Origin of the sequence: Dehalobacterium formicoaceticum (genome assembly GCF_002224645.1) — a bacterium.
GTDB classification, from domain to species: Bacteria; Bacillota; Dehalobacteriia; order Dehalobacteriales; family Dehalobacteriaceae; genus Dehalobacterium; species Dehalobacterium formicoaceticum.
The window spans coordinates 2,776,484-2,799,630 of sequence record NZ_CP022121.1; the positions used below are offsets into that span (position 1 = coordinate 2,776,484).

A 23,147-nucleotide genomic window follows, 5' to 3' on the forward strand; every position below is an offset into this window, starting at 1 on the left:
AACACCCCCGCTCTTTCTATCTTAATACTATTCGCTTATGACCATCAAATTCCCTTTTACTTTTTTACAAGATCAACGAATTCTGATAACTTTATCACTTTATTCCGATAACTAACTGCCACTAATACCCACGTTTCATAAAGCGATGGGATAAGTGGCACTAAGTTCCTGGATAACGATTTCTAAGCATCAGATGGAGTTAAAAAACTCCACCTGATGCCAAGAACTCTGTTTATGATAACTGGGCCAGAATGATTTCACGGGCTTTCGCAAGGGCGGGCTGCACCATTTGCGGATTTTTCCCCCCGGCTTGAGCCATATCGGGACGGCCGCCCCCGCCACCTCCGGCTACCTTGGCGGTTTCTTTCAGAATATTACCGGCATGAAGCCCTTTCCCTTTCAGTTCAGGGGTTACCATCGCAACAAAATTTACTTTGTCTTCGCTAATGGCACCTAAAACAATGACGCCGGAACCTATTTTATCCCGGATTAAATCTGCCATGGAACGGAGAGCATTCATATCCGGTGCCTCAACCTGGGCGATGACAACATTGATGTCACCCACAGTTTCTTTATGATCTAAAACATCTCCCGTAGCTTCTTTGGCCAGCTTGGTCTGTAAAGATTCAATTTCTTTTTCTTTATTTTTTAATTCGGTTTGCAGAGCTTCCGCTTTTTTTACCGCATCAGCGGGAATTGTTTTAAGGGCATGGGCCGTTTCCGCCAATAGTTTCTCCTGTTCCAGGAAAAAGATACGGGCATTATGACCACAAACAGCTTCGATACGCCGTAATCCGGCACCGATTCCCGCTTCGCTTAATATTTTCACCAGGCCCAATTCGCCGGTGGCTTGACAGTGGGTGCCTCCGCAAAGCTCCATGCTGTAATCTCCCACTTTGACTACTCGTACTTCATCTCCGTACTTTTCTCCGAATAAGGCCGTTGCCCCCATGGTTTTGGCTTCTTCAATGCTCGTTTGGAAAGTTTCCAGGCTCAAGTTATCCAAAACCACATTGTTTACCATCTCTTCCACCTGGGCCAGTTCTTCCTCTGTTAACCCGGAAAAATGAGAAAAGTCAAAACGCAGACGATCAGGATTCACCAATGAACCTGCCTGATGGGCATGCTCCCCGATAACATTACGCAGGGCGCGGTGCATCAAATGGGTCGCGGTATGGTTGCGGGCAATCGCCCTTCTTCTTTCCCTATCCACCCCGGCTTTGATCGTCTCTCCAACAGAGAGGGAGCCTTCTTCTACTTGAATCTGGTGCAGGAAAACACCATTTGCTAGTTTTTGGGTATCCAGTACCTTGGCCCGACCTGTCGGACCGGTCATCATGCCCGTATCCCCTACCTGGCCGCCGCTTTCTGCATAAAAAGGTGTTGCGTCTAAAACCAGATAGCCTTCATCCTTTGCTGTGAGGTTGGTTCGACTTTCTCCTGCTGTCACCAGAGCCATAATTTTACTTTCCCCTTCTATGGTTTCGTAGCCGAGAAACTGGGTGGCAGGTACACCTGCGAGCAAGGTATTTATGGCTACCGCATCATCGAAGGCTTTGGAATCGATCCGGGCTGCCCGGGCTCTTTGCCGCTGTTCTTCCATGGCTGCTTCGAAACCCGCCCGATCCACGGTCATATCATACTCTTCAGCAATATCTTCTGCTAAATCAAAGGGAAAACCGTAGGTATCATAAAGGAGAAAGGCATCCTTACCTCCCAATTGATTTTTACCTTCTTTTTGAGTTCTTCAATAATCCCCGCCGCCACCTTCATCCCTTCGGACAAGGTTTCATGGAATCTATCCTCTTCAATACGAATTACCTTTTGAATATATTCCTCTTGTTCCTTTATTTCCGGGTAGGCATGACCCATCAAATCGACCACAACCGGTACCATCTCACACAGGAAGGGCTGTTCCCATCCTAAAACCTTAACAAAACGAGCTGCCCTGCGCAGGATACGTCTCAAAACATAGCCTCTTCCCTCGTTACTGGGAAGGACACCGTCGGCAATTAAAAATGTGCAGGACCGGGCATGATCAGCAATCACTCGAAAAGGGAAACCCCTGTCGTCGCTATGATAGGTCTTGCCTGTTGTCTTTTCAATATGAGTGATTAATTTTTTCAGAAGATCCGTATCATAATTAGAAGATACATTCTGCAGCACGGAGGTAACCCTTTCCAAACCCATGCCGGTATCAATACTGGGCTTGGGCAAAGGCGTCATCGTTCCATTTTCATCACGATTAAATTGCATAAAGACCAGGTTCCATAGCTCCAACCAGCGGTCACAGTCACATTTGCCGATCGCGCATTCCTCTGCCTGGCAACGCAATTCTTCTCCCCGGTCGATCAGGATTTCACTACAGGGACCGCAAGGTCCCGTATCTCCCATGGACCAGAAATTATCCTTTTCGCCTAAACGAAGAATTCTTTCCCTGGGGATTTCTGTCAGTTCCAACCATAAATCATAGGCTTCATCATCATCTAAATAGATGGTAGCATAAAGCTTGTCCTTAGGCAGTCCTAACACTTCAGTAAGAAATTCCCAAGCATAGGTAATAGCATCCCGTTTAAAATAATCCCCAAAGGAAAAGTTCCCCAGCATTTCAAAAAAGTATGATGTCTGGCAGTCCGCCCTACGGTATCTAAATCATTATGTTTTCCTCCGGCACGGACGCATTTTTGCGATGTAGTTGCCCGAACGTAGGGTCTTTGATCCAAACCTAAAAAAACATCTTTAAACTGCACCATGCCCGCATTGGTAAATAGCAATGTGGGATCTTCGTGGGGTACCAGGGATGAGCTAGCTACAATGGTATGTCCTTTACCTTCAAAATACTTGAGAAATTTTTCCCTGACTTCATTTCCTGTCATACTACTCCTCCGTTCTACTCTGCAGAAAATCTCTTAACTTCTATTTTAGCACTTTTTTGATATATTACACGCTCTTTTTCCTTTTTTAATGTAAAATTATCCATTATTCTCTCAAATTATACTTAAAATAAGACTATGCTGTCAATCCAGCTTTACGCCAACCGCTTTTTGATAAAGATAATTGATTAGAATACGCAGCACAGCAGTGACAGGAACAGAAAAAAGCATCCCCCAGATGCCAAAATAAAAGCCCCCCAAAAGAAGAACAAAAATAATCGTTAAGGGATGAAGTCCCACGCTGTCACTGATAATCTTTGGTGTAATAACGGAACTTTCAATTTGCTGCACCACAACCATCACGATAATGGTATATAATGCCAATTTTTTTGATTGTAAATAAGCTAAACATACAGCCGGGATCGCACCGATAAAGGGACCAAAATAAGGAATAATATCAGCCAGTCCGGCAATAAAACCTAAGGTTACAGCAAACTTAACTCCGATGAGTTTGAGTCCGATCATGGTCAGAACTCCTACCAGAAAAGCCACCGTAAGGTGGCCATAAATAAATCTTCGTAAGACCTGGTTTATCTTAAACCACAGGTTTAATATTTCCGATCTCTTATTGGGGGGAAGAAAGGAAATCAGCTTTTGGGTAATCAATGCGTGATCCTTAAGGAAATAATAGGTTAAGATGGGCAGGATAAGCAAACTAAAAGTGTAGCTAAAAAGTCCAATGATGATGGAAGCAGAACTTCGCACTATTTCGACAATTCGCGCTTCAATGGAGAGAATATTTTCATCCACAATCTGCCTGATACTGTCAGGGATATTAAAACGGCTATAACGTTCTTGCCATTCCAGCAGAGAATTTTGAAAACTTTGAGCATAGGAAGGAATTTCTCCGGCAAATTGGGTAAGCTCAGAAAAAATGCCTGGAAAAACATAAAGTACCAGAATAAAAACCATAATACTGCAGGCCAAATAGACAATGAGAATTGCTCCGGTCATAGAAAATCGATGCAGCACCAGAAATTCAACAAGAGGCAATAGGATATAAGCCAGGAGAATCGCTAATAGAAAAGGCATGATAATGCTTCTGATTTGAAATAAAAACAATCCTGCCAGAAGAAATATGGCCAGACCCGAAATGATGCAGACGATCATGCGCTTTTTTTTCTCCACTTCAATCACCTCTTTTTTGGTGCTAAAAAAATCTTCTTTCTTATTCCGGCAACAACAAGGAAAGAAAAAGTGAGGTTACCCTCACTTAAAAATAACAAATTATTTATTTCATCATCTCTGAAACGCCTTTATTGATCCCTTTTAATACTCTTTTTGCTTTGCTTTGCAGATGTTGGGTTTGACCAATCATTTTTTGCGCGCTTTCCGGAAAGGGTTTTCTTTGCGGAGCCGTAAACATGCCCAACACAGTCCCGATAATACTGCCCGCCAAAATTCCTTTGATAAATGATCTGTTGTTCACGTCATTCATCTCCTTATCTTTTATTGTGCTGCTGAATCCAAATTTGTTAATGTCCCGTCTTCCGAAATCTCAAAAACTTCATTTTGCTCATTAAATTCTACAAGACAATTCCAACAAAAAAATTGGTTCGTTCCTATCTTTCCTATTTCTCGTCCATTACATACAGGGCATCCCATGATAACACCTTCCTTTTATTCCCCAAGTATCTCTGTTAACTCCAAAGATCTTCATTCACCTGATCGACAATGAATACATCTTTTTGATTTAACTGAATTTGCGGCCAGGGAATCATTTTTCGACCCTGATTTAAATCTGCCCAAAAACCTCCGGAAAGCTCAATTCCTAAAATTTTTCCAGTTGACCTTTCAAAGACCAGATCCTTCATCGTGCCAATATCTGCCCCTGTCACAGAAAACACATTTTTTCCTGTTTTATTTTGCCAAGATAAATCCCTGAGATCATTTGCTTCCTCCAGCACATCTTCCTGACCGCTGATGATCAAAGCATCTCGACCTGCCTGTATCAAATGACTCCAGAGAATAATCCGGGCATTTTTTAAAATGCTTCGATTTTCCAGAATGATTCCTTTCAGATAACCTTCTGAAGTATCTACGATTAAGTCTTCAACACGACCGATTTCTTTGCCCTCTTTTAAAGTCATGACCTTTTGCCCGATGATTTGCTGTCCCTTTAACAAGTCCGTCCTCCTCTAATCGATCTAGCATTTAGTATTGACCGATAAAGAAGAAAAAAAACGTCTAACGACGTTTTTTTACATTGCAAATAAAGGTATTTTATTCAATAACTCCTCCGCCAACCACATATTCATCTTGGTAGTATACTACAGCTTGGCCAGGGGTAATAGATTTTTCCGGTTCTTTAAATTCTACCAGTACCCGGTTATTTTCCAAGGGAGAAATAACTGCCGGTGTTTCCTGAGCCTTGTAACGAACCTTTACCTTAACTTCCATGGGCTTTTCCAATCGATCCATTAAAATGAAATTATTGTGATGAGCAATAAGGGTTGTCTTAAACAAATCCTTAGCGTCTCCGATGACGACTCCATTTTTCTCCTGTAATATATTCACCACATAAGCAGGCTTACCTAAAGCCATACCTAATCCCTTTCTCTGACCGATAGTATAATAAGGAATACCTTGATGTTGACCGATCACATTCCCTTGGATATCAAAAAAAGGTCCGCCTTTAATCTCCTGACCTGCTTTTTCCTTCAAAAAGCGGCGATAATTATTATCCGGGATAAAACAAATTTCCTGACTTTCCGCTTTTTCAGCGACCAGGGACAAATTCATTTTATGTGCCAATGCCCGGATTTCCGGCTTGGTATAGGTGCCTAAGGGCAGCAACACTTTGGATAATTGATCTTGGGTAAAATTATACAAAACATAGGTCTGATCTTTATTTTGATCCTGCGCTTTTTTTAATACATATCGGTCTCTTTCCCGGTCAAATAAAATCCTGGCATAATGGCCGGTAGCCACGAAATCGGCGCCTAAGGCCATGGCTTTATGAAGCAGTGCAGCAAATTTAACATATTGATTACAGGCAATACAAGGATTAGGAGTTTTACCTTGTAAATATTCCCGAATAAAATAGTTAATTACCTTGTCTTGAAATAGATCCCTGAAATTCATGACATAATAAGGAATATCCAGCGCTTCTGCTACTCTTCTCGCATCATCCACAGCGGAAAAACTGCAACATCCTCCAGACCCATCGGGATCCGGCTGATCCTGAGGCCAGATTTGCATGGTAACACCGAATAAGTCATAACCCTGCTCTTTTAAAAGGGCAGCTGTCACAGAGGAATCTACACCGCCGCTCATCGCCACCAGTACCTTTTTTTTATCTGCCATAATTTTATTTCCCTACCTTAATCCTAACTTTTTTAGTCTGTCCAGAATTTTTTTTCTAAGCCATTTTCCGTGGGGTGATAATAGATGGTTCCAGCTAATTCCTCCGGTAAATATTGCTGAGCTACAAAATTACCGGGATAGTCCTGGGGATATTGATAATGTTCCCCATGACCTAATTTTTTAGCCCCTTGGTAATGAGCATCCCTTAAATGCATAGGCACTTCACCGGTGGGACGAACTTTTACATCGCTTAAAGCACCGTCGATCCCCTTAATCACTGCATTGGACTTAGGGGCACAAGCTACATAAATTGCAGCGGAAGCCATGGGCAGTCTGGCTTCCGGTAAACCCACATAGGCTAAAGCCTGGGCTGCAGCCATCGCATATTTTAAAGCCTCCGGATCAGCTAAACCCACATCCTCAGCAGCACAGATTATGATTCTGCGCATAATGAATTCCGGATCCTCCCCGGCATCCAGCATCCTGGCCATCCAATGGAGGGTGGCATCGGGATCGGAACCCCTCATGCTCTTAATAAAGGCGGAGACAATATCATAATGATAGTCTCCTTTTTTATCGTATTTTACCGCCCGCCGCTGAATAGATTGCTCAGCTACCTTTAGGTCAATATGCCTGATCCCGTCCTCCTGAGGCGGGGTGGTAGTAACGGCTAACTCTAAGGCATTTAAAGCAATACGGGCATCTCCCCCGGCCATATCAGCCAGGTGGTTTAAGGCATCTTCATTGATCTGAACCCGGTAGCCCCCTAAGCCTTGTTCCCGATCATCAAGTGCCCGGAGCAATATTTTTTTAATATCCTCCTGAGATAAAGTTTGCAAACGGAAAATCCTGGAGCGAGAAAGAAGAGCTGAGTTGACCTCAAAATAGGGGTTTTCTGTCGTGGCGCCGATTAAAATCAGAGTGCCGTCTTCCACGGCGGGCAAAAGGGCATCCTGCTGCCCCTTATTAAAACGATGAATTTCATCAATAAATAAAATCGTTTTCTGGTTGTACATGCCCAGCCGGTCTTTGGCTTCCTGAATGACTTTTTTTAAATCGGCAATCCCTGCTGTGACAGCACTTAATTCTTCAAAATGAGCCTTGGTACTATTGGCGATTACCTGGGCTAAGGTGGTTTTTCCGGAGCCGGGAGGACCATAAAAGATGGCAGAGGAAAACTGATCCCCTTCAATGGAACGACGGAGCAGGGAGCCGGGACCGACAATTTCTTCCTGACCGAAGAAATCCTCCAGACCTTTTGGCCGCATACGGGCAGCCAAAGGGGCTGCTTTTTTTAGTACTTCTTTCCGGGCGTATTCAAATAAATCCACAGGAGCACCACCTATTATTGACCTTAATTGGGAAAAAGACCGGATAACCGGTCTTTTTCCCTGTATATAAGTGAAACATCTTTCAGTAGTAAAAAATATTTAACTTAGAGGGCGCCGTTTAAGATCGCGGCCAATTCATTCTTGGACTTATAACCTACCACCCTTTGAACTTCTTTGCCATTCTTAAAAAGCAACAAAGTCGGAATACTCATGACAGAAAATTTACCTGCCGTAGCATTGTTTTCATCTACATTTATTTTACCAACGATGACTTTACCGTCAAATTCATTGGCAATTTCATCTACCACAGGAGCAATCATTTTGCAGGGGCCACACCAAGCTGCCCAAAAATCTACCAAAACTGGTTTTTCAGCCTGTAATACAGTCTCTTGAAAATTTGCATCGGAAAACACTTGAACTTTTTCGCTAGCCATATGCAATCTCCTCCCAATTAAATAATTAAATTATGTTATTTTCATTGTTGACTTAAATTATACCTTATTCCAGATAGAATTGCCATGATTTTCTTCCCGTATACCCTTTCCGGAAAGGATTACTTAGTGAATTTAATCATAACTTGAATGAGATCGTCAATCATTTTATCTTCTTGGTTCACCTCCAAAGCGTCCTTCAGGCACTTCCTGGTGTGGTTTTCAAATAACATGACGCCCACCTTATTAATCGCAGCTCGAATAGCTGCAATCTGTGTTAAAATATCTGCACAATCTTTTTCATTTTCAATCATTTTTTGAATGCCTTTGACCTGGCCTTCTATTTTCTTCAAACGGTGCATGATGTCATCCTTATTACACCCTGCCAAGAAAAAACACCTCCATACCCCTACCCCGTATATTTATATTATAATCGATGATGGGATGTTTTACAACTAGCTTGTCAAATTAGAACAAAAATTATGAATGAATCGGGTAGGAAGCTGATAATTATTTGATCAGCTGACCTCCCACAGCACCTTATCCAGACAAATCCGTTAACTATTTTTAATGCGGTTCCATTGAAAAATGAAACAACGGTGCTCCGTGCATCCTTTTTAACGGAATAATGCACAGATCGTTGACATATGCCTGAACGCTAACATCTCTGGCACCAGCGTTATCCTAAATTCTCATCCTTTTTAGCTTATTGTTCCGCTGAACAAATTCTTTAGCATTGTATGAATGTCCTCCATGCTGTTACATTCCTGTACCAATAGTTTTACTAATTCATTTGTTCTTTCGTTCATTGATAACATCTCATTTAACGTTATTATTACCAATTACACGAAAGTTCAAACGTCTGAGAATTATTACACAATCCCCTGTACCCGCATTTCTCCGAAAAAAATCTATTACGTTTCTATAAACGGAATTTCTCAGTGTTCTTCCAAATCAGGTTTTTACTTATTTTTATGCCCTTTGTCAAGACCTATTTAGATTTTCGAAAGTACATAATAAAAGCAAAGAACGAAAATTGATATGACCAACGATACCGCAAACAGTTTTAATATTTCATCTTTTTTTCGCTAATTTGTAAAATAATCAACTAATCTCGCTATTGCAGAAGTACTAATGATGATAAATATTAGGAAAGTAAACAATTTATCCATTTTATTTACCCCACAATTTAAAATACACTGCTCTTGTAATATCATCTAAGTCATCATATGTATCCGACCATGTACGCGGATTTGCAAATTGTATATAGTTTAAACTTTCCATGGCATCATCAAATTCAGGATCACCACTTGATAGTATAATTTCACCAAATAGCGGTGAGGTTTTAGAAATTATTCTTTTGTCATGTAGATTCCAGCACATATCTTTCATGCCATGATAGTGTTTCTTTATTCCAATCTTCTGATCTTCTTATTTGCAACATGTAAACGCCCGCCTTCATTATCAGGATTAATGGTATCCACATTATAATCAATTACAAAAAGTCCATAGTCATCCTTATCAGTTTTAATATCGAAATCAAAGCGAATCATCAGGGATCTTTTTTCCCCCATCCATTGATTCAGAGGACCAACTGTCTCTTTCCCAAGAAAATATATCACCTTGTATGAGATCAAACAAATAATCAATTCTGTTATCGATGTCATCGGTTTCGTCTAGTGCCTTTTTAGAAAATAATGATTCTAACGTCTCTTTATCCTTGTCCTTAAGCGCTGAGATTATTGTTCCATTCGTGCATCAGCCTTTTTTCTTCACTCACAGCGAATCCTCCTACTACTCCACCTTTTCCATCATCTCCTATTATATTGCAGGAGCCAAATAACAGAATGGTGTGATTATCACCCATCTCATCTAAGACAACAATTAAAGAGGGACACAGTACCTGTCCCCGCGTCCCTGCGCGTCCCTGTCCCCGCGTCCCTGCCCGCGTCCCTCGATATATAGAAAAAAGAGCCTTTCGGCTCTTTGTAATAATAGATATTTTAAATGACGAAAGATAAAACCCCACATATGTCGTAGAACCGATGTTTTGAACCTGCCTCAGCAGGTGGGTGCCCTCCTGGTTATCTTCTAGGTCCTCTTACGAGAGAGGCTGAAAGTCCATGATCAGAGTCAGGCTCCCGAAAATAAAGTGTTGGAACAAAACTATTCGGTAGAAACGTGCATCGCAGGGTTTTTCTTTAGATTTATATTATCATAATTAAAGTTTTATTTCAATCAAAATAAATATTTTATCTTGCCAATTATTTCTTTGGAACATTCAGCTTAATGTGTAATTCCCGCAATTGTTTGGGAGCCACCGGACCGGGAGCCTTAATCATTAAATCCGTGGCACTTTGGGTCTTGGGGAAAGCTATGACATCACGGATGGTGTCTTTTTTCAACATGAGCATCACCAGACGATCAATACCGAAAGCAATTCCCCCGTGAGGCGGTGCTCCATATTCAAAGCCTTCCAACATAAAGCCGAATTTTTCTCTTGCTTCTTCCGGAGTAAAGCCAACCAAATTAAATAATTTTTCCTGAATCTCACGTTGATGAATTCTGATGCTGCCGCCCCCTACTTCCACGCCGTTTAATACCATATCATAGGCCTTTGCCTTTACCTGACCCGGATCACTTTCTAATAAAGGCAAATCCTCATCTCTAGGGGAAGTAAACATGTGATGTTTGGCCACCCATCTCTTTTCCTCATCATCATATTCTAAAAGGGGAAAATCCACTACCCAGACAAAGTTTAGCATATTATTATCAATCAAGTTCTCTCTTTTGGCTATTTCAAGGCGCAGGTGACCAAGACTATCTGCTACCACGGAGGGTTTATCTGCCACAAAGAGAAGGACATCTCCCTTTTGGGCATGAAAACGATCCAACAGACGATTGATTTGATCCTCACTAAAAAATTTGGCAATGGGGGATTTAACCCCATTTTCTTCCACAGTAATCCAAGCCAATCCCTTGGCGCCAAAGACGGCAGCAATTTTTGTCAAATCATCTAATTCCTTGCGGGAATAATGTCCGCAACCGACAGCGTTTATCCCCTTCACTTGTCCACCGGCAGCTAAGGCGTTTTTAAAGACTTGGAAGTTGCTTTCGGCAGCAATATCAGCCACATCTACCAATTCAATGTCAAAACGGAGATCCGGTTTATCAGAGCCATATTTACCCATAGCCTCATCATATGGAATCCGGGGAAACGGCGTCGTCAATTCGATATTCAGCACTTTTTTAAATAAATTGGCTGTCATCTCTTCCATAAGGGAGAGAACATCTTCTCTGTCCACGAAGGACATTTCAATATCCAATTGGGTAAATTCCGGCTGCCGATCGGCTCTTAAATCCTCGTCCCGGAAGCAACGTACCACCTGGAAATATTTTTCCATGCCTGCCACCATTAAAATCTGTTTAAACTGTTGTGGTGACTGAGGCAAAGCATAAAACTCCCCCGGATGTACCCGGCTGGGTACCAAATAATCCCGGGCACCTTCAGGTGTGCTGTTTGCCAGCATAGGGGTTTCAATTTCTAAAAATCCATGTTCATCCAGAAAAGATCGCACTGCCATGGTCGTCTGATGCCGGGCAATCATAGCCTGCTGCATTTCTGGGCGACGTAGGTCCAGATAGCGATATTTTAGTCTTAAAATTTCATCTACGTCAATACTATCCTCAATATAAAAAGGCGGGGTTTTGGCCGAGTTTAAAATATGTAATGCATCGGCATAAATTTCAATTTCTCCCGTTGCCATATTGGGATTAATAGTGCCTTCAGGTCTGATTCCTACCTGACCGGTGATGGCCAATACATATTCGTTACGTACTGCTTCGGCTTTTTGAAAAAAGCTCCCGGATATCTGGGGGTCAAAGACCACTTGGACATATCCGGAACGATCCCTCAGATCAACAAAAATCAAGCCGCCATGATCCCGTCGTCTCTGCACCCAGCCCATTAATACGACTTTTTCTCCTTGATTTAAGGCTGTTAATTCACCACAGCCATGGGTTCGTTTTAAACCCAACATTCCTTCTGCCACGAGACTTCCTCCTTATTTTAAAACCGTCTTGTTGAAATTTATTTTACCGCTTTTTCTATAAAATTTAATGTATCCGCAACCATCATTTCTTTTTGTTCCGAGGTTTCCATATTCCGTATCATGACTGTACCCTTAGCTAATTCATCCGCTCCAATAATCAGCACATACTTCACCTGGAAACGGTTCGCCGCTTTCATCTGTGCTTTCATACTCCGGTTCATATAGTCTTTTTCTGCTTTGATGCCCATTTTGCGCAAGTCCATCAACAGTTGAAAGGCTTTTTTTTGCCCTTCTTCTTCCATGGCCACCAAGTACACATCCAGCATTTTTTCCGGGTTAAGCTCAATCCCCTGGGTGGCTAAGGTGGGGAAAATTCGCTCCATGCCTAAGGCAAAACCGACACCCGGTGTTGGGGGACCTCCTAAAGATTCCATTAAACCGTCATAGCGTCCACCACCGCAAATGGCACTCTGGGCGCCGATTTCCTGCACGACCACCTCAAAAGCAGTTTTGGTATAATAATCCAAGCCCCGAACCAGTCTCTCGTCCACCTGATACTGAATCCCGGCCATCCCCAGATACTCTTTGACAGCGGCAAAATGATCCACACATTCTGGACAAAGAGAGTGTAAGATCGTGGGAGCTCCTGCCGTGATTTTTTGGCATTGGGGATTTTTGCAATCCAGAATGCGTAAGGGATTTCGATCATATCTCCCCTGACAATCGGGACAAAGCTGTTCCAAATCCTGTTTTAAAAATTGCTGCAGGGCTTGACGATGGGCTGGACGACATTTCGGACATCCGACACTGTTTAAACGCACTTCTAGACCGGTCAAACCTAATCGTTGATAGAAAGCCATGGCCAGTGCAATCACCTCAGCATCAACCCCTGGATCTGAGGAGCCAAATACCTCCACGCCAAATTGGTGAAACTGACGATAACGTCCCGCCTGGGGTCTTTCATAACGGAACATGGGGCCCATATAATAAAGCTTGACCGGCTGAGGCAGGGCACTCATTTTATGCTCCAAATAGGCACGTGCGGTAGAAGCCGTTCCCTCCGGTCTTAAAGTAATGCTGCGCTTACCCCGGTCCATAAAAGTATACATTTCTTTTTCCACAATATCCGTGGTTTCCCCTACCCCTCGTTGAAATAACTCCGTATGCTCAAAAATAGGGATGCGGATTTCATGATAATCAAATTCTTCACAGATTTCCCGAAGGATTTTTTCAATCAACTGCCATTTTTCAGTTTCCTGAGGCAAAAAATCATTGGTTCCTCTGGGTCTGGTTGTTAACAAATGAAAAGCCTCCTTTCAACAAAAAAACTCCCCCCACTGACGAATTATCATCAGGGACGAGAGTTGTTCCCGCGGTACCACCCTAATTGGATCAGAAAATCCCACTTTTATCGTCTGATAACGGGTAGATCCCGGGCATTCTTTAAATAAATGCCAGCTCCTGGGTGTTCCTTCAGCAGCAGTTTTTAGAAAAGCTTTCAGTCACGTCTTTTCCTCCCTGTAAAAACAAATCCTGTCTGAAAATCCCATTCTTCGCTTTTTAATGCCATACTTCATGGTATTACACTGAATAATTTTATCTAAAGTTTGATGATTTGTCAATTTAATATTCCGAAAAAACCATGGTTTAAGCTGCTTTCCGGACTTCCGGACTTAGGCAAGAAAAGGATTTTCCTTCCTCTCCCGGTCAATGGTGGTATGAGGTCCATGTCCCGGATATACCGTCAGATCATCATCCAAAGTTAAGAGCTTATTTTTAATGGAGGAGATTAAAACCGAAAAACTTCCTCCGGCAAAATCCGTGCGTCCGATGGATCCTTTAAAAAGGGTGTCGCCCACAAAAACAACTTTGTCTGCCACTAGAGAAATACCTCCCGGGGTATGGCCCGGAGTATGAAGCACTTTAAAAGACAGATTTCCCACCGTCACCATATCTCCTTCTTTTAGAAGGCAATCTGCTTTAATACCTTCACCTTTATTTCCAAAGGAGGATCCTAAATTGAGTTTTTCGTCTGTGAGATAATCACTGTCTGCTTCATGAATTAATATCGGAGCTTGTGTTAATTCTTTCAAGGCTTTATTGCCCCCAATATGATCCCAATGACCGTGGGTATTCAAAATGGTGGTAATTTTGAAACCATTCTGTTCAGCCAATTTAAATATTCGATCTGCTTCATCTCCGGGGTCAATCACCATTGCTTCTTTCGTGTCGGGACATGCCACCAGATAACAATTGGTACCAATCATTCCTACCTGAAATTCATGGATAATCATATCATTTCCTCCTATATTCATACTGTTAAAGAAAATATATCACTTGTAGGGAGTTCAGTTAGCACTGCAAATACAGCGTTAAAAATTCAAATGCCTACTTACAACAAGTTAGTCCGGTTAAAAGTTTTTTGACTATCTAATAATAAGGTCACCGGACCGTCATTTTCAATGGATACCAACATATCTGCCTGAAAGATTCCAGTTTCAACGGGAATGCCTTTCTCTTTCAGCGATTGAATAAAAGCTTCGTACAGTTCCTTTCCCTGCTCCGGTGAGGCAGCATCAGAAAACCCCGGTCGGCGTCCTTTACGGCAATCTCCATACAGGGTGAACTGTGATACGGCCAGAATTGCACCTTGGACATCAACTAAAGATAAATTCATTTTATCCTCTTCATCAGGGAAAATTCGTAAATGGATAATTTTATCCGCTAAATACTCCCCATCTTTTTTGGTGTCTTCTTTTCCGACGCCTAAAAAGACGCATAATCCTGTATCAATAGTGCCCACCCTTTCCCCGGCCACAGCAACCTGAGCTTTCTTTACTCTTTGCACAACAGCTCTCATGTTATTCTCCCTTGCTCAATTTTGTTGCTTGTCAATTACAAATCGGTATTTCCGCTGGGCGTTACCCTTTTCACCTCAAGAATATCCTTTAAACGCTTTACCTTATTCATAATATATTCCAAGTGATCCAAGCTTTTAATTTCCATTTTTACATTTACAGATGCATGTTTATTTTTGGTTGCCCGGGCGTGGACTGAATTAATGGTCGTTTTGGTATCGGCAATGGCACTCATCACATCCATCGCCAAGCGGGGGCGATCCAAGGCAATGGCTTCGATTTCCACTTGGAACAATCCCTGTTCTTTTTGATCCCATTCCACCTCAATCAATCGCTCCTGTTCCTGCTGGTGGGCGTGGAGTACATTGGGGCAATCCGCCCGATGGATAGAAACTCCTCTTCCCCGAGTGATATAGCCGACAATGGGATCCCCAGGCAAAGGTTTACAACAGCGGGAAAAGCGCACCATCGCATTATCAATGCCCCGTACAATGATTCCTTGAGAAGGTTTGCCCGATTCTGCCCAAGGCTTCATCTCAGGAAGAGGAGCTGCCAGTTCCTTATCCTTACGAAAATCTTCTTTGATCTTGGTGAGCACTTGCAGAGGAGAAATGATACCATCCCCCACGGCAACTAATAAATCATCTCCGGACTGATAATTAAATTTTTTTGCTGCTTCCGCCAATCTTTCCGCTTTAAAGAAGTAACCCGTATCTTGTCCGTACTTTTTTATTTCCTTTTCCAGAATCTCTTTGCCTCGTAAGATATTATCTTCTCTTTTTTCCTTTTTGAACCACTGGCGGATTCTGCTCTTAGCCTGAGACGTTTTGACAATTTTCAGCCAGTCTTGACTAGGTCCGCGGCCCTTCATCGTCAGAATTTCAACAATATCGCCATTAGACAGTTGATAATCCAGGGGTACAATCTTGCCGTTGATTTTTGCTCCGATGCATTGATGTCCGACCTGAGTGTGGACCCGATAAGCAAAATCAAGGGGAACCGCTCCTGCCGGTAATTCCACCACATCTCCCTGAGGTGTAAAAACATACACAGAATCAACAAACAGATCGACCTTAATCGATTCCATAAATTCCGTCGCATCTTTAAGATCTTGCTGCCATTCCAGCATCCCTCGTAACCAGGTTAGTTTTTTTTCAAACTCTTTATCGCCGCTGCGCCCTTCTTTGTAACGCCAATGGGCCGCAATCCCATATTCTGAGGTACGATGCATATCCCAGGTTCTGATTTGGATTTCAAAGGGTTCCCCGTTATTGCCGATCACTGTCGTATGAATAGATTGATACATGTTTTGCTTAGGCATAGCAATATAGTCTTTAAACCGGCCGGGGATAGGCTTCCACAAGGTATGAATAATGCCCAGGACACCATAGCAATCCTTGACACTATCCACAATAACCCGAACTGCCATCAGATCATATATTTCGGAGAGTTCTTTATTTTGATTAATCATCTTGCGGTAGATGCTGTAAAAACTCTTTGGTCGGCCGGTCACATCTCCCTTAATGTCCACTGCCTCTAATTTTTCATTTATCGTTTGGCATATTTCCTCGATAAATTGTTCTCGTTCGGCACGTTTGGCAGAAATCTGATCGACCAGACTGTAGTATTTCTCCGGTTCTAAATACCGTAAAGACAAATCCTCAAGCTCCCACTTAATCTTAAATATTCCTAACCGATGTGCCAATGGGGCAAAGATTTCTAAGGTTTCCTCAGCGATTTCCTTTTGCCTTTTTTCTGATTGATGGTAGCGCAGGGTACGCATATTATGGAGACGATCTGCCAATTTAATGAGAATTACCCGAATATCCTTGGCCATGGCGATAAACATTTTACGCAAGTTTTCTACCTGCTGCTCTTCCCGGGATTTATATTCCAGCTTTCCTAATTTGGTCACTCCATCAACCAATAAAGCAACTTCTTCACCGAATTCCTTGATAATATTAAAGCTGGTGATATTGGTATCTTCTATGACATCGTGAAGTAAACCGGCAACGATTGTAATATCATCCAGTTGAAGCATAGCCAAGATTTCGGCAACAGCTAAAGGATGTTTGATATAGGGTTCGCCGGAATAACGGATCTGCGTTCCATGGGCATCCGCTGCATACCGATAAGCTCGTTTAATCAGTTCTCCGTCGCTGGCCGGATTATATTTTTTAATTTCTGCTACCAACTCGTTAATATCCATTGCCATAGTTACAAAACTCCTTTACTTGATACCGGTTCTTTAACCCAGCAGAGCAGAAATTTCTTCATTCAACTGGGGAGAAAGAGCAACCTTAGACCAATGTTCAAAAGAATTTCTTTCGTTCATTCCTTGAGCATAGTATAAAGAATCGCCTAGATTACATTTATTTCCTTTTTCTATCAATTCTAGACGTAAATCCTTCCCCCATACCGATAATTTTACTAATCCTAATTCCGACATAATGGAAATCCAAGCTTCTACTGCTTGTTCTTTCCCATGGGCCAAATGATCAATCTGAATCTTTTGTAAAATTTCTTTGCGGGAACCGACAATTTGATTACGGGGAGCTCCTGCTTTTTTTACCGCTCGATAAATATTTCCCAATAGTTCCCGATCAGGAAAAAAGACTTTAAAGTCCAGGTCTAAGGCTTCCATATCGTTTTTATTATACAATAAATGAATTTTTGGTGTGTCCTGTGCTTCTCCTTTGATCATAAACCGGAATAAATCTTCGATCTTTCTGGGGCTGTGAAAAAAAACAACATGATGAAAAATTTCCTTTGTTTTTGCATGCAAATTTCCCGTAAAAAATACCGCCTGGGTAATTTTTTCTTAACCTTGGCCATGGTATACTCCTGCTGCCAAGGTCTTTGGATATCAAAACATCGGTCAAAGGTGACGGAAGGGCAGAACTCCGCAACGATACGGCTGATTGATTCCAAATGTTGAGGAGATGCAAGATAAATTAAAGTAGGTTCTCCCTTTTTTAATAAGTCTATCAGATATTTTTCCCGATTGTCTGTTTCTCTGAAATCTACCCAGGAATCGGACCAACCCTTTTTCCCTTGTGCCTTTCTGAACAGGGGCAGCAAGGAGTCCTTGGTTTGGGAAATTAAATGAGGTTTGATATCTTTAATCATCAGCTGAATTTTTTCCTGACCATTCCATTGATTTCGCTCTAAAGAAGCAGCCACATCTACCGTTGTAAAAGGATGAATCCAGGAAAGATGCTCGGCCAGCTGAAAGCCAATCCCATCCAGGAGATAATCTCCGGCAGAGAAGCTAATTTTAAGATGGTTTTTATCGGTCCCTACTCCCCGGGCTTCTAAAACTTTAAGACCCCGATAAGCAAAAACCGGTTGTGCATTCCCGGATCCGTAAGGCGCTAAACTCTCACTATCCCGGAGATAACCTTCCTCTCCTCCCCAGGCAGCCAATTCTAAATCAAGTTTTAAAGGTTGCATCAAATCTTTCTTATCCAGAAACTGCTCAGCATATTGATTGATCCTTTGCCGGAACAATTCAATGTTTTCTTTTTTTAATTTCAGGCCTGCCGCCATCTTATGACCGCCAAATTGAATTAAATCATCCCGACAATAATCAAAAGCTTGATACATATCTAAAAGATCAATACTGCGCGCACTTCCTTTGGCCGTCTCACCGTCAATACTTAATAAAACTACCGGCCGATAATATTTTTCCATAAGACGGGAGGCAACAATGCCAATAACGCCGGGATGCCAGTTTTCACTAGCTAAAACGACAACCAAGTTTTTATCTAAGTCCATATCATCTGCCATCATTTTTTCAGCCTCTTGAAAGATCTCTCCTTCAATCGCTTGCCGTTTACCATTGATTTCATCCAATTGTTGAGCTAAAATCAGCGCCGTCGGCAGTTCATCCGTTGTCAACAATTTTACCCCCAGACTGCCCTGAGCTAATCGGCCGGCAGCATTCAGACGGGGCGCCAGCATAAAACCAACCTGTCCGGAAGTAACCTCTTTATGTTCCAAGCCGGTAATTGCCAGTAAAGCCTGGATTCCCGGTCTGCTGGATTCAGATATTTTATTTAATCCTAAGGATACAACCACCCGATTTTCACCCATAAGGGGCACCACATCCGCTAAAGTACCTAAAGCCACCAGATCAAGATATTCAGGCAAAACAATGTCTTGGTCTCTTGTTTTTTGATCATAACTCATTTCCAGCGCTTGAGCCAGTTTCCAGGCCACCCCCACGCCAGCCAATTGGTGAAAGGGATAAGGGCTGCCCGGTATTTTGGGGTTAATAATTACGTCCGCTGCCGGAAGTATTGCTGGAGGTGTATGATGATCGGTAATGATTATTTTTATGCCCAGGGCACGAGCCATCTCAACCTCCGCTTTGGAGCTGATTCCGCAATCAACGGTTATTATCAGATTAAATCCTTCCCGGGAAGCCCATTGTAAGGCTTGCTCATTTAATCCATATCCTTCCTCCAGCCGATCCGGAATATAATATGATACGTCAGCTTTCATCCTTTTTAAGTAAAGGTAAAGCAAAGAGGTGGCTGTGATGCCATCCACGTCATAATCCCCATAGATTAAGATTTTCTCTTGCCGGGACATTGATTCTTCGATGATTTGAACTCCTTTTGCCATTTGGGGGAAAAGAAAAGGATCATGGATCTCCTCTAGCTTCATATGCAGAAAATTGTTTATGCTTTCTTCTGTCACAAGTCCCCGATTAATACAAAGCTGGGCTAAAAGAGGTGATATGTTTAATTTTTCAGCAAGTCTTACTTGTAAATCACTGTCATAGGGTGCTAACAACCATTTTTTCGCTGTAACCGTCATAAATCCTCCCAATGAGTATTGCATAAAGCTTCAAATGCTCTTATTGATTTAAAAAAGCACCTGAGGTGCTTTTTTAAATATATCATAAAATTAAGAACTATTGCTCTACCGAGTGGTATTCTTGAGATGGTGCTTCTGTTGACTGGGCAGGAACCGTTTCCTTAGGAGCTAAGTTGTGTAATTCTTGTTCCAGGGATTGATTTTTTTTATCCAAAGCCCGAATCCGGCGATAAAGAGTTATCTGCTTAAATATGCTTAAAAGAAAGACAATCAAGGCGCCTGCTAAGACAGAAAGAAGGATCACATATACCAATGAAATCTCTCCCTGATACATGAGAAAGCCGATTTCAACAGGTGTAGCGTTTTGCACGGCAAAAATAGCCACCCCTAAAGCAAAAATAAGAGCAAATATTAATAGAATTTGCATTTTACCACCTCATTATTTTTTCGCAGCATGGCTCTGATCCTTTTTCTGCTTTCAGAAAGTATAAATTCTTTCTCTGGTTCTTACCAGTGTATCATAGCATATTATTCTACATTTTCCCCTACTTTCCTGCCGTTTTTTTGATTGCTTACGGTTTTTTCTTATCTTGATAACAAAATCCTGGGGAAAAATAAAAGAATTAGAACCATGGGCACAAAGTTCAAATTCTTTCTGATTTTGATAATTTTTATGCAATCAAAAATAACAAGAGTATCGTTGATGGGTCTGCATTCTTCTTGTAAAATGAAAAAATAGGCTTACAAAGAGCCTATTTTTTTTCAGTTCCCTGAACACTACTCACGGCAGATTTTAGAACTTCAATTTCAACCTTGTCGGCAACTTTCAGCCATACAGAGTTATCCTTAACTCGAGTGATGGTCCCAAAGATACCCCCGGCTGTAACGACATCGTCATTTACCTTGAGAGATTCCAGAAGTTCACGGTGTTGTTTTTGCCGTTTTTGCTGCGGACGAATCAACACCAAATAAAAAATCCCCAAAATAAATATAAAATAAACGACTGTTCCCATCCAGCTTTCCAAAAATACCACACCTACCTTTCCATTATTATTTTAAATGTTTCGCCGTATTAAGATGAATTCCTCTTTCTCTGACCATATTTTATGAGGAAAACGCAATGATATCATTATACCATATAATGAGCAAAAAAATGCTCTCGAAATTCATAAAAACCGCCTTCCAAAATGGCTCTGCGTATTTGTTTCATTAAATTCACCAGAAAATGCAGATTATGAATGCTGGTGAGACGAATACCCAACACCTCATTACAGCGAATTAAGTGACGGATATAAGCTCGAGAATAATTTTGACAGGTATAACAGCCGCAGCTTTCATCCAAAGGGGCAAAGTCCCGGGCATATTCGGCATTGCGAATCACCAATTTCCCCGTGGGCAAGAAAACCGTTCCGTTGCGGGCAATTCTCGTGGGCAAGACACAGTCAAACATATCTATTCCCCGGGCCACTCCTTCCACCAAACAGTCCGGGGATCCTACCCCCATTAAATAACGGGGTTTATCTTCCGGAATCAAAGGTACTGTACAATCCAACATCTCATACATCAGATACTTTGGTTCCCCGACACTTAATCCTCCGATACCATATCCAGGGAAATCCAGAGCCGTTATTTCTTGGGCGCTTCTTTCTCTCAATTCCCGCACCATTCCTCCCTGAATAATGCCAAAAAGGGATTGATCTTCATGGTGATGCGCTTCTTTACAACGGGCAGCCCAACGTGTGGTTCTTTCCAAAGCTTTGACCACATCTTTCACATCACAGGGATAGGGTGCACACTCATCAAAAGCCATGGCAATATCGGCACCTAAGGCCATTTCGATCTCCATCACTTTCTCCGGTGTGAATAAATGACTGGAGCCGTCAATGTGAGAACGAAAGAGTACCCCCTCATCACTTATTTTGCGTAATTCGTTTAAACTAAATACCTGAAATCCCCCGCTATCTGTTAAAATGGGCCGATCCCAATGCATAAATTTGTGCAGTCCCCCTGCTTCAGCGATTAAATCATGTCCGGGACGTAAGTACAGATGATAAGTATTGCCCAGAATAATTTCCGCACCTAAATCTTTCAGTTCTTCGGGGGAAACGGTTTTGACTGTGGCCTGGGTCCCTACCGGCATAAAGACAGGTGTATCTATTTTCCCATGGGTCGTTTCCAGGGTTCCTGCCCTAGCAGCAGTAATTTCGTCTTTTTTAACTAAATGATATTTTACCTGCATCCTTTAACCTCCATTTAAATAATCAACATCGCATCTCCAAAACTAAAAAATCGATATTTTTCTTTAACCGCCACCCGATAAGCTTCCATCACCTGCTCGTAGCCGCCTAAAGCACAAACCAGCATGAGCAAAGAGCTCTTGGGTAAATGAAAATTAGTAATCAAAGCATCGACGGTGCGAAAACGGTAACCGGGATAAATATAGCTTTCTGTATAACCACGCCCAGTCTTAACACGACCATCCGTACTGGCTGCCGTTTCCAGGGTACGGGTAGAAGTAGTCCCCACACTGATGATACGGCCTCCTTTTTCTTTGCCTCGGTTAATAATCTCTGCAGCTTCATGGCAAATTTCATAGTATTCCGCATGCATTTTATGATCTTCGATATTTTCTTCCTTAACGGGACGAAAAGTTCCCAAACCTACATGGAGTAGGACCTTTGCGATTTTGACATCTTTTTGAGCAACCTCCCCCAGGAGATCATGAGTAAAGTGCAAGCCTGCCGTAGGTGCTGCTGCCGATCCGGCTTCCTTGGCATAAACCGTTTGATAACGATTTTGATCCTGGATTTTTTCATGAATATAAGGAGGAAGTGGCATTTGACCCAACTGATCCAGAATTTCAAAAAAATTCCCCTGGAAGGAAAACCTGATCATCCGTCCGCCCACATCAGTGGTTTCCATGATTTCCCCTTCAAGGATCCCCGGAGAGAAAATAATCTTCGTTCCGGGTCGCGCTTTTTTTCCGGGTCGAACCAGCACTTCCCAGGTTTGATAATCCTGCTGCTTTAAAAGCATCACTTCGATGAGGGCCCCTGTTTCTTTCGAGCCAAACAAACGGGCAGGGAGCACCTTGGTATCATTAAGCACTAATACATCACAGGGGCAAAAATAGTCAATCACATCTGCAAAATGTTTATGTTCAATTAATCCCGTATCCTTATGTAGTACCAGGAGTCGGGACGCATCCCTGGGTTCAATGGGGTGCTGGGCGATTAATTCTTCTGGTAAATCGTAATCAAACTCGGAAAGTTTCATATAAAGCTCCTTATTTGTTCTCCAATAATGTGTTAAAAATAAGATGATATCGGAATTTCATTTGCCAATTTAATATTGTACCAGAGGAGATAGAAAATAACAAATCCCAGTACCTATCATTTAATTAGTACCGGGA

21 protein-coding genes, 1 other RNA gene, 1 pseudogene and 1 other annotated feature are annotated in these 23,147 nt (G+C 42.1%); all 23 genes and pseudogenes read right to left on the reverse strand.

Annotation, left to right across the window (positions count from 1 at the left end):
- Nucleotides 1–232: 232 nt before the first annotated feature.
- Nucleotides 233–1,720 carry an alanine--tRNA ligase gene (gene alaS / locus CEQ75_RS19560; protein WP_420838517.1) on the reverse strand — a complete coding sequence of 496 codons (1,488 nt, stop codon included), beginning with the start codon at nucleotides 1,718–1,720 and terminating at the stop codon, nucleotides 233–235.
- Nucleotides 1,663–2,876 (reverse strand): annotated as a pseudogene (gene alaS / locus CEQ75_RS19565) (alanine--tRNA ligase). The gene alaS (CEQ75_RS19560) and the pseudogene alaS (CEQ75_RS19565) overlap by 58 nt, the downstream one beginning before the upstream one ends.
- Before the next feature lie 141 nt (nucleotides 2,877–3,017).
- A complete protein-coding gene (locus CEQ75_RS13480; RefSeq protein ID WP_089611439.1) occupies nucleotides 3,018–4,061 on the reverse strand; it encodes an AI-2E family transporter in 1,044 nt (347 codons plus the stop codon).
- A 103-nt stretch (nucleotides 4,062–4,164) separates the two neighbouring features.
- The gene (locus tag CEQ75_RS13485) at nucleotides 4,165–4,362 is read right to left on the reverse strand and encodes a YtxH domain-containing protein (RefSeq protein WP_089611441.1); all 198 of its coding nucleotides are present in this window, start codon (nucleotides 4,360–4,362) and stop codon (nucleotides 4,165–4,167) included.
- Nucleotides 4,363–4,573: 211 nt separating this feature from the next.
- Nucleotides 4,574–5,059 carry a PRC-barrel domain-containing protein gene (locus CEQ75_RS13495; protein WP_089611445.1) on the reverse strand — a complete coding sequence of 162 codons (486 nt, stop codon included), beginning with the start codon at nucleotides 5,057–5,059 and terminating at the stop codon, nucleotides 4,574–4,576.
- 97 nt (nucleotides 5,060–5,156) lie between these two features.
- Nucleotides 5,157–6,239: a tRNA 2-thiouridine(34) synthase MnmA gene (mnmA, locus tag CEQ75_RS13500; protein ID WP_089611447.1), complete on the reverse strand. Its 1,083-nt coding sequence runs from the start codon at nucleotides 6,237–6,239 to the stop codon at nucleotides 5,157–5,159.
- Between the two features lie 32 nt (nucleotides 6,240–6,271).
- Entirely contained in the window at nucleotides 6,272–7,570 is a 1,299-nt protein-coding gene (locus CEQ75_RS13505) for a replication-associated recombination protein A (protein ID WP_089611450.1), read from the reverse strand.
- Between the two features lie 104 nt (nucleotides 7,571–7,674).
- Nucleotides 7,675–8,004: a thioredoxin gene (gene trxA, locus CEQ75_RS13510; protein ID WP_089611452.1), complete on the reverse strand. Its 330-nt coding sequence runs from the start codon at nucleotides 8,002–8,004 to the stop codon at nucleotides 7,675–7,677.
- Nucleotides 8,005–8,123: 119 nt separating this feature from the next.
- Nucleotides 8,124–8,390, reverse strand: coding sequence for a metal-sensitive transcriptional regulator (locus tag CEQ75_RS13515; protein ID WP_257914073.1), 267 nt, complete (start codon nucleotides 8,388–8,390; stop codon nucleotides 8,124–8,126).
- A 1,020-nt stretch (nucleotides 8,391–9,410) separates the two neighbouring features.
- A complete protein-coding gene (locus CEQ75_RS19655; protein ID WP_476700542.1) occupies nucleotides 9,411–9,575 on the reverse strand; it encodes a DUF5104 domain-containing protein in 165 nt (54 codons plus the stop codon).
- Nucleotides 9,541–9,744, reverse strand: coding sequence for a DUF5104 domain-containing protein (locus CEQ75_RS19660; RefSeq protein ID WP_089611456.1), 204 nt, complete (start codon nucleotides 9,742–9,744; stop codon nucleotides 9,541–9,543). The genes CEQ75_RS19655 and CEQ75_RS19660 overlap by 35 nt, the downstream gene beginning before the upstream one ends.
- 275 nt (nucleotides 9,745–10,019) lie before the next feature.
- A non-coding RNA gene (gene ssrS / locus CEQ75_RS13535) (6S RNA) lies at nucleotides 10,020–10,199 on the reverse strand.
- Between the two features lie 66 nt (nucleotides 10,200–10,265).
- Complete coding sequence (gene aspS / locus CEQ75_RS13540; RefSeq protein WP_089611459.1) at nucleotides 10,266–12,053, reverse strand: aspartate--tRNA ligase; 1,788 nt, start codon at nucleotides 12,051–12,053, stop codon at nucleotides 10,266–10,268.
- A gap of 38 nt (nucleotides 12,054–12,091) precedes the next feature.
- The gene (gene hisS, locus CEQ75_RS13545) at nucleotides 12,092–13,354 is read right to left on the reverse strand and encodes a histidine--tRNA ligase (RefSeq protein ID WP_089611461.1); all 1,263 of its coding nucleotides are present in this window, start codon (nucleotides 13,352–13,354) and stop codon (nucleotides 12,092–12,094) included.
- A 49-nt stretch (nucleotides 13,355–13,403) separates the two neighbouring features.
- Nucleotides 13,404–13,616: a binding site (T-box leader), on the reverse strand.
- Nucleotides 13,617–13,726: 110 nt separating this feature from the next.
- Entirely contained in the window at nucleotides 13,727–14,347 is a 621-nt protein-coding gene (locus CEQ75_RS13550) for an MBL fold metallo-hydrolase (protein ID WP_089611463.1), read from the reverse strand.
- 98 nt (nucleotides 14,348–14,445) lie between these two features.
- Nucleotides 14,446–14,913, reverse strand: a complete 468-nt coding sequence (dtd, locus tag CEQ75_RS13555; RefSeq protein WP_089611465.1) for a D-aminoacyl-tRNA deacylase — start codon at nucleotides 14,911–14,913, stop codon at nucleotides 14,446–14,448.
- Nucleotides 14,914–14,948: 35 nt separating this feature from the next.
- The gene (locus CEQ75_RS13560; protein WP_089612646.1) at nucleotides 14,949–17,120 is read right to left on the reverse strand and encodes a RelA/SpoT family protein; all 2,172 of its coding nucleotides are present in this window, start codon (nucleotides 17,118–17,120) and stop codon (nucleotides 14,949–14,951) included.
- 39 nt (nucleotides 17,121–17,159) lie between these two features.
- Nucleotides 17,160–17,615, reverse strand: a complete 456-nt coding sequence (locus tag CEQ75_RS13565; RefSeq protein WP_089611467.1) for a hypothetical protein — start codon at nucleotides 17,613–17,615, stop codon at nucleotides 17,160–17,162.
- A complete protein-coding gene (gene recJ / locus CEQ75_RS13570; protein ID WP_157677476.1) occupies nucleotides 17,612–19,735 on the reverse strand; it encodes a single-stranded-DNA-specific exonuclease RecJ in 2,124 nt (707 codons plus the stop codon). The genes CEQ75_RS13565 and recJ overlap by 4 nt, the downstream gene beginning before the upstream one ends.
- Nucleotides 19,736–19,832: 97 nt before the next feature.
- Nucleotides 19,833–20,162 carry a LapA family protein gene (locus CEQ75_RS13575; RefSeq protein ID WP_089611470.1) on the reverse strand — a complete coding sequence of 110 codons (330 nt, stop codon included), beginning with the start codon at nucleotides 20,160–20,162 and terminating at the stop codon, nucleotides 19,833–19,835.
- A gap of 325 nt (nucleotides 20,163–20,487) precedes the next feature.
- Entirely contained in the window at nucleotides 20,488–20,769 is a 282-nt protein-coding gene (yajC, locus tag CEQ75_RS13580) for a preprotein translocase subunit YajC (protein ID WP_420828422.1), read from the reverse strand.
- 95 nt (nucleotides 20,770–20,864) lie between these two features.
- Entirely contained in the window at nucleotides 20,865–21,974 is a 1,110-nt protein-coding gene (gene tgt / locus CEQ75_RS13585; RefSeq protein ID WP_089611472.1) for a tRNA guanosine(34) transglycosylase Tgt, read from the reverse strand.
- A gap of 14 nt (nucleotides 21,975–21,988) precedes the next feature.
- Nucleotides 21,989–23,011, reverse strand: coding sequence for a tRNA preQ1(34) S-adenosylmethionine ribosyltransferase-isomerase QueA (queA, locus tag CEQ75_RS13590; protein WP_089611474.1), 1,023 nt, complete (start codon nucleotides 23,009–23,011; stop codon nucleotides 21,989–21,991).
- Nucleotides 23,012–23,147 lie beyond the last annotated feature (136 nt).